At 69.8% G+C, this 11,255-nt stretch carries 7 protein-coding genes and 1 pseudogene; 5 read left to right on the top strand and 3 right to left on the bottom strand.

What is annotated here, in order from left to right:
- Positions 1-56: 56 nt before the first annotated feature.
- Entirely contained in the window at positions 57-1,208 is a 1,152-nt protein-coding gene (locus LLH23_16070) for a hypothetical protein (GenBank protein ID MCE5239977.1), read from the top strand.
- A 173-nt stretch (positions 1,209-1,381) separates the two neighbouring features.
- On the top strand, positions 1,382-2,461 hold the full coding sequence (locus tag LLH23_16065) for a hypothetical protein (GenBank protein MCE5239976.1): 1,080 nt from the start codon (positions 1,382-1,384) through the stop codon (positions 2,459-2,461).
- Positions 2,462-2,698: 237 nt separating this feature from the next.
- On the opposite strand, the gene LLH23_16060 is transcribed toward LLH23_16065, so the two are convergent.
- Together LLH23_16060 and LLH23_16055 are read right to left on the bottom strand one after the other, a co-directional pair.
- Positions 2,699-5,431, bottom strand: a complete 2,733-nt coding sequence (locus tag LLH23_16060) for a hypothetical protein (protein ID MCE5239975.1) — start codon at positions 5,429-5,431, stop codon at positions 2,699-2,701.
- Positions 5,432-5,653: 222 nt separating this feature from the next.
- Positions 5,654-7,459 carry a DUF4139 domain-containing protein gene (locus LLH23_16055; GenBank protein ID MCE5239974.1) on the bottom strand — a complete coding sequence of 602 codons (1,806 nt, stop codon included), beginning with the start codon at positions 7,457-7,459 and terminating at the stop codon, positions 5,654-5,656.
- Between the two features lie 166 nt (positions 7,460-7,625).
- Here LLH23_16055 and LLH23_16050 point away from each other — a divergent pair, with 166 nt between their 5' ends.
- From LLH23_16050 to LLH23_16040, 3 genes and pseudogenes are all read left to right on the top strand, one after another.
- Positions 7,626-8,258, top strand: coding sequence for a TetR/AcrR family transcriptional regulator (locus LLH23_16050; GenBank protein ID MCE5239973.1), 633 nt, complete (start codon positions 7,626-7,628; stop codon positions 8,256-8,258).
- A gap of 17 nt (positions 8,259-8,275) precedes the next feature.
- Positions 8,276-9,610, top strand: a complete 1,335-nt coding sequence (locus LLH23_16045) for a hypothetical protein (protein MCE5239972.1) — start codon at positions 8,276-8,278, stop codon at positions 9,608-9,610.
- 39 nt (positions 9,611-9,649) lie between these two features.
- Positions 9,650-9,949 (top strand): annotated as a pseudogene (locus tag LLH23_16040) (DUF1559 domain-containing protein).
- A 403-nt stretch (positions 9,950-10,352) separates the two neighbouring features.
- On the opposite strand, the gene LLH23_16035 reads toward LLH23_16040, so the two are convergent.
- Positions 10,353-11,255 (bottom strand): Gfo/Idh/MocA family oxidoreductase (locus LLH23_16035; GenBank protein MCE5239971.1); only part of this gene is annotated, 903 nt, incomplete at its 5' end.

Genomic DNA, 11,255 nt, shown 5'->3' with positions numbered 1-11,255 from the left:
CAGGAGTGTCGGGCGTACCATCGCCGCACACGCCTGTGTCCATCCCGGAGACCACCATGCCCAGGAAGCCTCAGCCCGTCCCTGAACCCGAGCCCCTGCCGCACCTGGCCGCCCCGCAGGCGGACGAGAACTCGCGCCTCTACCGCACCAAGGCGTTCCCCTTCGTGAGCGAAGGCAGTGTCTACTGCTTCTCGCTGCGCGAGCACCTCGTCGAGCCCACCATCGTGCGCGGCGAGTCGGCGCTCTGTGCGCTGCTGCCGATCCCGGCCGGCAATGTCTACGGCCTGACCTGCGGACGCCGCTCGCACCTGTGTTACTTTCATCCGGGGTTCGGCGTGGCCGATGTCGGGGTGGTGTGCGACGAGCCCGTGCGCGGCGGGGTGTTGGCGCATGTCGGCAGCAGTGTCTTGCTGGGCGGTTGGTGGGGCGAGGGCGGGGGCGGGGCGTTCCGCCATGACGCCACCGGCGAGACGGGTCAGGGGATGGAGCAGTTCCGCGGCGCGAAGACCGCTCTCGAGCCCCTGCCGCTGCCCGAGGGCGTCGGTGGCCTCGCCGCCTGTGCCGGCCCGGACGAGGAGGGCGCGCTGTATGCCCTCGCCATGCCCGAGGGGACGCTGCTGAAGATCAGCGCCGCGGGGGCCGAGGTCGAGCCGATGGCGCGGATTGAGGGCGCCGCGCCGGTGCTGGTGCTGCTGCCGGGCGGGCGGCTGCTGGGGGCGTTTGCCGAGGGGCGGCTGTGGGAGGTCGACCAGATCTATGTCCATGGCCTCGGCGCGCTGGATGCCCAGGCGCCCTGCCAGAAGGGCAAGCGCTACGTGGCCGGCGTGCAGAGCCTGCTGGTCGCCCGTGACGGGATGGTGTACGGCGGGACGTCGGTGGACGGCTATCTGTTCCAGTTCGACCCCTTCGACAACACGGTCACGAACCTGGGCAAGCCCAACCGGCAGTCGAACATCCGGGCGCTGGCCGAGGGGGGCGACGGGCGGCTCTACGGGGTGGTCGAGGAGCCCGGCGGCATGGCCCACCTGTTCGCCTATGTCCCGTCCACCCGCAGCCTCACCGACCTCGGAGTCATCGCCTCGGCCTTCCCGCAGTACTGGATCGGTCACTCGTTCGGCGCCATGGCCACCGGCCTCAATGGCGAGTTGTTCCTGGGCGAGAGTGACGACATCTCCCACCTGTTCATCTACTACCCGCCGCTGCGGTGAGGACGCCGTTCTGTAGGGCGGGGGCTTGTACCCCGCCCTGTCGTTCGGCCACTGCCACGCGGGCGGGGTACAAGCCCCCGCCCTACAGAACGACCTCCCCTCACCTTTGACGCGCCCCCCGTTGTCCTGCCATAATTGCTCCGTAGCGCGGTGAGCGAAGGGAGGAGCGACACATGGTGCGGATTGCTCTGCTGTTTGGTGCGTGCTTGTCGGCGGCTGTCATGCTTCCGGCCGGCGCCCAGCCGCCCGCCGACGCGGAGGCCACGCTCGAGGCCGCCGGTCAGCCCACCGCCGAGGTGGTGGCCGAGATCGGCCAGCAACTCGGGGTGCAGGTGGGTATTGTGGACCCCGCGCCCGGGCAAGTGACGCTGAGCCTCAAGGAGACCAGGGCCGACGAGGCGGTGGCGGCGCTGGCCGAGGCGCTGGGCGCCTCGTGGGTGCGCTCCTATGTGCTCGAGTCCCGCCCGCCCGACACACCCTTCACGCCCGACCAGCTCCTCGCCGGCCTCCTCCACCAGCGCGACACCTGGTTCGAGAGCCTCACCGAACCGCAGCGGCAGGCGCTCATGGCGATGGCGATGCTGTCGCTGCAGCCAGGCGCCAAGCGGCCCGCGATCCCCGGCGCCGGCGTCGCCAGGCCCCCGGAGGGTGCCGCCGGTCCCCCCGCCGGCGGGCCGTTCCAGGGCCGCTTCGATGCCGTGCGCCAGTTGATCCTCCCACAGCGCACCGAGACCGTGACGCTGCAACTGGACAACCAGCCCCTGCCACAGGCGCTGTTCGCCCTCATGACCGCGAGCAAGTTCGTCGTGGCCTCCGGCGCCGACCTGACCGGCAACGTCACCCTGAAGGCCGACCAGCAGCCGCTGGAGCAGGTGATCGGGGAGATCGCCGCGGCGGTGAACGCCCAGTGGCGGCCGATCTACCTGCTCTCGGTGCCCCGCGTGTTGTCCGAGGCGGAGATGGAGCAGAAGGTAGACGAGGCGCTGCAGAGCCGCCTGGCGCAGTTCTGGTCCAAGCCGCCCGAGGAGCGCGCGCAGGAGGTCCAGAAGTGGGTGGGGCGGCTGAACCAGTGGGGGGCGATGGCCCGGCAGCCGGGCGCGGACGGCCAGCCGAACATGGTGAAGCGGGCGCTCACGACGGTCGGCCCGAAGGCGCTGCAGTGGATGACGCAATACGCGGCTGGCCTGCCTCAGGATCGCCGCGCTGAACTCAAACCGCTCATCCAGGCGTTGGGGGAGGCCATCACGCGGTAGTACGCCCGACACTCCTGTCGGGCGGATGGTGGGGCGCAGTGGTACGCCCGACACTCCTGTCGGGCGAATGGTGCCGTGCGGCGGTACGCCCGACACTCTTGTCGGGCGAATGGGGCCGTGCGGCGGTACGCCCGGCACTCCTGTCGGGCGAATCCCCCCGCCGCCCGACAAGAGTGTCGGGCGTACCATCGGTCCCACCGCGCGGACGTGACGTACTCCCTGCCATCCCTTCCCCTCCTATGGCCTCACCCGGTACACATGCCGGGCCATTGGCGCGAACTCGTCGCGCAGTGTCGTCCCCTCGCACTTCACCTTCCGCCCCTCGAACAACACCTCCGCCGTCTTCTCCGCACAGTCGCCCGGCAGTGTGAACTGTGCTGTCGCCGGTTGCGTGTCACGGTTCACGGCGATGACCCAGACGGCGCCCTCGGCCCGGTGCAGCGACGCCACCACGCGCTCATCGTCCACGCCCGCCACCGGTAGGTCCTGGCGCTCGGCGGACAGCGCCGGCTGCAGCGCCTTCATCTCCGCGGCGATCTGCCCCAGGCCCGCCCAGGCGGCGTATGACGTGGGGCGGTAGTTATAGAACAGCATGAAGCGCGTGCCCTCGGCCAGGGCCTGGTAGGCCATGCAGGCCTGCTCGGCGGCGGTGGGCTCGTAGGCGTACGGGAGGGACTGGATCCACCAGCGGATGGGCCGCCACTGGCCCGACAGGCGCATGAACCGCGTGTGAGGGGCGATGATGCCGACATGCCCCGTGGGCACCGGGTAGATATCCACCGACACGTAGTCGGAGCCCTCCAGGAAGCTGGCGGTGCTGACGGCCGTGCCGCCGAGGTTGATCTCGGCAGGATGGTACGGGTCTTCCTCCTTCACCTCGCGGTGGATACGGGCGATCCACTCGGGGGTGCAGTAGGCCGGGTCGGGCTCGTCAATCAGGTGCCAGCCCAGCACCGCCGGATGGCCCCGGAACAGCCGCACGACCTCCCGCACGCGCCGCAGGATCTCCTCGTCGCTCACGTCCGGGTTCGTGAAGCGCCCCGGGCTGAAGTGGCCCATGGACAGCCAGTGGCTCAGGTTGACGGTGACGGTCATCCCGGCGGCCTGGGCGGCGTCGAGGATCTGCGTCAGTGCCGCCGGATTCAGCTTGGGCACGGTGCCGTGCGCGGTCTTCTCCGGCTCCCAGAAGCCGCTCCACAGGTGCAGGTGGTTGAAGCCGTTGGCGGCCTGGTCGCGGATGTGGCCGAGGGCCCTCTCCGTGCTGGTGGAGGCGTCGCTGCCGCACGGGAGGTAAGGCCTACCGTCGCGCCACAGCACCCGCGTGAGGCGGTTGATCTTCACCTCCGCGCCCGGCACCAGCGACGACAGCTTCAGCACCTCGTCCCGCCTCTCGCCCACCGGCTTGCCGCCCTCGGTCAGGACGGCCGTCGCCTGCGAGGCGCCTCGCGGCAGTCGCGCTACGTCGAACGGGACGACCACCCGCGTGGGCAGAGGCGACTTGACTGTCTGGCTGAGCACCGGCTTGCCGTCCGGGCCGCGCAGTATCACCGCCAGCGCGGCCTGCGCTCGGCGCTCGGCGGGCAGGGCCACCTCGTAGATGAGCCGTCCCTTCGCCTCGCGGGTGTAGTAGGAGAACTCCGGGCCGCAGCCACCCAGCGGAGGCGGGGTGGCGTACCGGGCCAGTTCGTCGGCGAGCAACCCCTTGGGGAAGGGGACGGCGCTGAAGATGGTCTCGGGGGCGCGGACGATGAAGGGCGTCGGCTCGTTGCTGGCCTCAAGCTGCGCGGCGTCCACCCAGACCGTCCCACCGGAGAGCTTCTCGAGGCTGACGCCGGGGAGCGACTGGCCGGGCTTCACCTCAGCCACCGCCGCGAAGCGCTGCCACTCCGTGGTCGGCTGCGCCTTCGTGGCGCCGCCGCAGCGCACCATCACCTCGGCCCCCGCGGCCTCGGCCCGCAAGTAGACGGAGAAGACGTACCGTCCGTCCAGCGTCGTCGGGGCGCAGTAGCCGAGCCACTGCGTGGCGTGGGTGAGCGTGCTGGTGGGGAGTGACCAGCGGAGGCTGCGCGCGCCTTCGAACTTGACCTGCTCGTCGGGCGCCAGGCCGGCGGCGTTCTCGGCGGTGCCATACGGGCTGCGCCGCCAGCCATCGGGCAGATCGGGGTTGCGCCAGCTCTCGAAGTCGCCCCCGTATAGCAGGTTGCGTCGGGGCGACAGGTGCTGCTTGCCGGGGGTGGGCTCGAAGCGGATCACACAGGCGGAGCGGTACGTCCGCGGCGCGGCGCCGGCGGCCACACCGGCCGACAGCGGCAGCACCTGCACCCACTCACCCGCGCTCCGCGTGCTGCGCGCGCCGTTGAGGAGGGCCCCCTGTGCCTGCAGCCCCTCCCCCACCTCGAACTCTACCGTCAGCTTGCCCCACTCGCCGTCGAACAGGAGCTTCTGGAAGGCGGTCTGGTATGGCAGACTGCCCTCGGCCGCGCCCAGGCGGACGGCCCTGCTGGTGCCCCCCGGCTTGTCCCACAGCGTCCCCGGCGCGCCATAGGCCAGCTCGGGGTCGAGCGTGAAGCCGGTGTCTATGGAGCCGGCGACGCCCGCGGGCACGGTGATCTCAAGCGCCAGCCGCACCCCAGAGGGTAGGACCGTGACTTCGCGGCGCATGGTCACACCGTTGGTCCCGGTGTTCGACGCGATCAGCCGGGGCGGGTCGCCGGTGGGGAAGGTCTCGACCTGCAGCTCGCGCCGGGCGTCCACCCAGTAGATCGGACTGCCGGTCGGCAGGCGGCCGAACATGCCGGCATAGCTGGTGGTCACGATCGGCGTGCGGCGATAGTCGAGCGTGATTCTGCCCTGCGGGTCCACGCGCACGGTGGTGTCCCCGGCGCGGAGCGTCTGGGCCGGGAGTGACGTGGCGGCGAGCAGCAGGGCGATGACGGCGAGGGTCCAGGGGGTGCGAGGTGAGGGCTGCATGGAAGGCGCCTCCTCGGAGTCGGGCGGATGAGTTCCGCCGGTAAGTTCGCGAGGGGGCGCGCGGACGCCTGCCGCCGGAGCGCGGCAGGCCCGGGCGCTGGTACTGCGTCCGAGAAGAGGCGGCCCCCCAAGTAGGGCGGGCGGCCTCGCCTGCCCGGCCCCGCCGCGCGGGCGAGGCCGCCCGCGCTACTGGAGCATGACGCCGACTCTGCGGACGCGACGCTAGACCCGAACGTAGACGCTGTAGCTGTAGCGCAGCACGATCTGCTGACCGGCGGGGAGGCTGAAGTCCCACATGATGCGTGAGGTGGGGTTGATGCCTCCGAAGCCCTCGGCCAGCTTGGTGACCTCCCCCTCGGCGCTCACCTCGTCCACCGCGCCCTCCAGTTGCCGCTTGACGATCAGGCGCACAGCCTGGGTCTTGCGGTTCGTCAACTGCAGCTCGCCCTTCACGCGGACCAGGTCGTAGTTGTAGCCGGACACGTTCAGCGCGCGGGCAGTCCGCGCGATCTCGAGGTCGTCGCGGTTGCTGATGACGTCCGGCGCCACGGTTGTGGTAACATCCACGCTGCCGGTCACCGGGGTGTAGAGCAGCATGCTCTGGGACACGGGCTGGGCGTCCTTCATCACCAGCACCGGGGCCGTGGTCCACGGCGCCTTGGTCGTGTTCTGCAGGCGCAGCGCGTGCCAGACCTTCGGGTTCATCGCGTCGCGCAGCAGGGCTTCCTGCTCGGGAGTGCGGGGCTGCTGCTGGTATTGCTGCTGCTGCTGGGCGGTGTAGTACGGTGACCAGCGGCGGCGCACGTAGTCGGGGTCGTCCACGACGTTCCACAGGTAGACGTTGTCGTAGGTGACGGCCTCGTCGAAGATGGCGACCATTGCCCGCCCACCGCGCGCGAGGGTCAGGTCCGGCACGCGATAGAAGAACAGCTCCTCGACCGGCTCCCCGGTCACAGAGGCGGCGACGCCGGCGCCCAGGCGGGCGCTGATGGCATCGGTCACCATGCCCTGCACTCCGGCGTATGTCGGCATGGTCGTCGCCGCGGGTACCGGCATCGCGAATGCTTGGCCATAGGAGCCCCGGCTGTACCGGTCGCGGTCGCTCTGCTGCACCGGGGCGAAGTACGAGGAGAGCCTGGTCCAGGCGACCTGGAGTGACAGCGGCGAGAGCATCTCTTCTTGCACGAAGTGCGGCACGCCGATCACCAGGTGCAGGCGGCTGGCCTGCAGGTCCACCGCGTCATTGATGAGGTCGCCCTGCAACTGCAGGCGGGCCTGGCCCTCCCCCATGATCTGCAGCCGGTAGCCCGGCAGCCAGCGCAGGCCCTTGGCCAGGTAGCCCAGGCCCAGCGGGACCTCGCCCGCCACGGGCTTGCCGTCACGCACCAGGTGCGCCGTCAGGACCTGCTCGGGCCGCAGCACCTCCTGCTCGCGCCGTGCGTGCCCCGCAAAGGTCACATCGCGCACCCAGGTGGCCGGGATGGCCACCTCGCCCTTGTCGGTCTGGAGCATCACATGGGTGAGGGTCTGCTCGCGCTGCGGCGGCCGTGGCACCGCCGCCCAGATGACCGTGTCATCCTGGGGCGGCGTCTGCGGCTGCGCGTAGCCGGGCGGCTTGTCCCCGTAGACCGGCTTGAGCACGACGCCCTCGATGAGCCGTGGATCGCCGGTGGTGCTGGCGTACAGGGAGACGATGGCCTTCCCGCCCAGGTTGGCTTCCAGCAGCCCGGCCAGATCGCGCGCGTCCTGCGTCTGCTTCGTCTCACGGACCTCGGCCACCGCCCGGTCCACAACCACGCCCGATTGCGGGCTGTACAGCCACAGCGTCCCCAGCGAGGCCTGTGGCACCTCCGCGCACACCGCCCACCCGTCCTTGGTCTTGGCCGTCCCCTCCGCCATCACAAAGCCATAGCCGTGCTTGAAGACGGCGACATCGGTGACCCGTAGCTGGGTCGGTGTCTGTGCCTGGACGACCACTCCGTACAACAGACCGGCAAGCAACACCCAGATAGCCCTGCACTGGCGCACCGTGCATCCCTCCCTGCTGGTTTGTGGGGTCGCGTAGTAGGACAACCGCGCGGCCGGGGTGTTCCCTCGGGCCCGCACAGGGCGGATCGGCCCAGCGCGCAAAAAGGTGCTCTACACGGTAGGAAACAGTGGGAATATGCCGAATACTGCCTACGTCAGAGGGTAAGTGTCCACTTACCTGACCACCAACCGGGTTGTGAACATGGGGCCGCGAGGGCAAGCGCGCCGCGAGCAGCTACTGCAGGCGGCGCTGGAACTATTCGCTGAGAACGGCTACGAGGGCACGTGCACGCGGCACGTGGCCGAGCGCACGGGCGTCACCGAGGCCGTGCTCTTCAAGCACTTCCCCACCAAGCAGGACCTGTTCGAGGCGGTGTTGCAGCGCTTCGGCCCTGGCCACCTCATCCGCCTGCCGCTGCGCGAGCTGGCCGACCTGCCGCTCGCCGACGCGCTGGCGCGCCAGGTGCGGGCCTTTGTGGACGCCAGTTGGGAGCACCGGCGTCTGCTGCACATGCTGTTCCACTCCGCCCGCCGCGATCCGGCGGCTGCGGCGGAGCTGCGGCGGCAGTACGAGGAGGTGCGCGAGGCCGTGCGGCGCCTGCTTGTGGAGCGGGCGGCGCGGGGGGAGGCGCGCGCGGAGATGACCGAGGCTGCCATGCAGGTCATCGCCCTGAGCATGCGCGCCTTCGTCATGCGCTCGCGTGGCCGGACTGACGACGAGTGGCGCGACGAGAGTGAGGAGTTTGTGCGCAATCTGGTCGCGGTGGTGTGTCAGGGAGTGGCGACGCCATCATGCTGAGCAAGGGAGTGGGAGACATGCGGAGAGTCTGTCTGGCCGTTCTGGTCGTGGGCCTCGTGCTGGGCGCCGTGCCGTGGGCCGCAGCCCAGGACCAGAAGCCCGAGCCGACCGCGCCGAAGGTGACTCTGGACGTCACCGACCAGCCGGCGGCTGACGTGGCCGCCGACATCACCAAGCAGTCATCCGTGCAGGTGGGCGTCGTCAGCCCCTGCACGGCCACGGCTACGGTCAAGGTGACTGACGTGAAGACCGAGCCGGCCGTGAAGGCCTTCGGCGAGGCCATCGAGGCCTCGTGGATCCGCGCCTATGTGCTGGAGTCCGCGCCACCGGCCACCCCGTGGACCGCCGACCAGTTGTACGCGGGCATGAACAACCAGCGCGAGAACTGGTTCGACAGCTTCACTGACGAGGAACGCGGCAAGCTGTTCGAGCAGTGGCGGTCCAGCGGGGCCTTCGGGCGCGGGAGGGGCGGCCCCGGACAGGGGCAGGGCCCGGGGGCACAGGGCGGACCGCCGCCGGCCGCCGGCGAGGGGCAGGCTGCACCACAGGCTCAGGCCGCCCCACAGCCGCCGCCGGAGATGCCCGGAGCCGGGCGCTCCAACATGCAGCGTCGCCTGCGCGAGGAGGCCCAGAAGGCAGCCCAGGCGGCTCAGGCCGCCGGTGGGCAGGCCCCCGAGGGTCAGCCGGCCGCCGGACAGCCGGCCGCCGGACAGCCCGCAGCCGGACAGCCCGCAGCCGGACAACCCGGACAGGGCGGACAACCCGGACAGGGCGGACGTTTCGGCCCCCGCCTGTATGACCCGGTAGGCGAACTCATCATCCCCGTGCGTACCGAGACGGTGACCCTGACGCTGCAGGACACGCCGCTGCAGCAGGCGCTCTACGACTTCACGACCGCCAGCGGGTTCATCGTGGCCGCCGGGGCCGACCTGACGGGTAACATCACCTTGCAGGCCGAGAACAAGCCCATCGAGGAAGTGTTGGCGCAGATCGCCACCGCCGTGAACGCCAAGTGGCGGCCGGTCTACCTGTTGTCGGTGCCGCGGCAGTTGTCCGACGCCGAGCAGGAGGCGCAGATGGAGCAGCGCTTCCAGAGCCGGTGGGCGCGCTTCTGGGCCAAGAGCCCCGAGGAGCGGGCGGCGGACATCCAGCAGCAGGTGGAGCGCATCAACCGCATGGCCGAGCGCATGCGACAGGGCGCGCAGCAGGGGCGGGGCGGCGGCCGCTTCCAGCGGTTCGGCTCGCGCATGGCGCAGCGCATGGCCCGCTATTCCGCCGGCCTGAGCGATACGCAACGCAAGGAGATCAAGCCGCTCTTGCAGGCTATGGGCAAGGCCTTTGGTGGGCAGTAGGAGCAACGTTCGCCCGGCGACAGAAGGAGGAGAGATTCCATGAAGAGACATGACCGACGCGGCGGCTTCACGCTCATCGAGCTGCTCGTGGTGATCGCCATCATCGCGATCCTGGCTTCAATCCTGTTCCCGGTGTTCTCGCGGGCCCGGGAGAAGGCGCGTGAGTCCACCTGCATCAGTAACCAGAAGCAGATCGGGGCGGCGCTGATGATGTACGCCTCCGACTATGACGAGGAGTTGCCCTTGGCGGCCAGCTCGTCGGGCGACGGGGCCCCCGGGACCCTCAACCAGATCATTGAGCCGTACGTCAAGAACAGCCAGATCTGGCGCTGCCCGTCTGACAAGGACAAGGCCTGGCAGACCGAGGGGCTGTCGTACGACTACGGGAACGGCCTGTACCAGTACGCCTCGCCCTCGTCGTTCATCAACAACAACGAGTCCACGTTCATTCTGTTGTTCGACTTCAGCTCGAACTGGCACACCAAGGGCTCGGTGTGTCTGTATGCCGACGGACACGTGAAGATCAGGCCGCGCAGCTAGCCGCACAATCGCCTCCCGAACGACGCAAGCGAAGCGGGACAGGCAGTGATGCCTGTCCCGCGTTGCCGTTCGTCGTTCGCCCCTCCCTTCACGGAGGGGGTAGGGGGTAGGCCGCCGTTGGCGGTAGGTCGTCCTACCCCCGCTGCTTCGCAGCGACCCGTCCCGGCGCGCTCGCGCAGCGAGCGCCGGAGGGGTTATCGGGTTACAGCGGCAGCTGCACTTCCGCGCCGTTCGCGTCGGCGCTCTGGTACATCGCCAGCGCGATCTCCAGGCTGCCCCGCGCCTTCTCCAGCGTTACCCACGGGTCGCCATCCTCGTTGATCGCCCGGACCATGTCCTCGATCATGTACTGGTGCTCGGTGAAGGCGAAGTCGGCCGCGCCGCCGGCGGCCGTCTTGACCGCCGCGCTGCCGACCTGCGTCATCTCGGCATCGCCCGGCTGCTCGTCGCGGAACTGCCAGGTCACGAGGCGCTCGCCCTGCATGATCGCCGTGCCGTTCTCACCGTTGATCTCAATGCGGATGTCCGTCCCCGGCCACAGCGCCGTGCTCGCCTCCACGATCCCCCGCCCGCCGTTGCCCCAGTTGATGAAGGCCTGCAGCGTGTCCTCCAGTTGCACGTCGGGGTGGGCCAGGTTGAACATCCGGGCGCTGACGCTATCGGCCTCGCCCATCAGGTGATGCAGCAGGTCAATGTAGTGGAAGGCGTGCTGGATGGTGACGCCGGCGCCCTGGTCGCGCTTGGAGCGCCAGTCATCGGACAGGTAGTACGCCGTGTCGCGGAACCACTTCATGTGCGCCCCGGCGTAGTACAGCTTCCCGAACCGCCCGGACTGGATGGCCTGGTACATGGCCTGGATGGGCTTGCGGAAGCGCACCTGCAGGGAGATGGCGGTCTTGACGTGGTTGCGGTCGCGGGCGGCGATCATCGCGTCCACCTTGTCCAGCGTCATGTCCGGCGGCTTCTCGATGACAACATGCTTGCCGGCGTCCATCGCGGGGATGGCGAACTGGGCGTGCATGGCGTTGGGGGTGAGGATGTTGACGACATCAATGCGCGGGTCTTCGAGCAGGGCCTCGAACGAGGCGGCGGACTCGCAGCCGAA

This window comes from bacterium (assembly GCA_021372615.1).
Lineage (GTDB): Bacteria > Armatimonadota > Zipacnadia > Zipacnadales > UBA11051 > JAJFUB01.
This window is presented reverse-complemented; position numbering and strand designations above follow the sequence as displayed.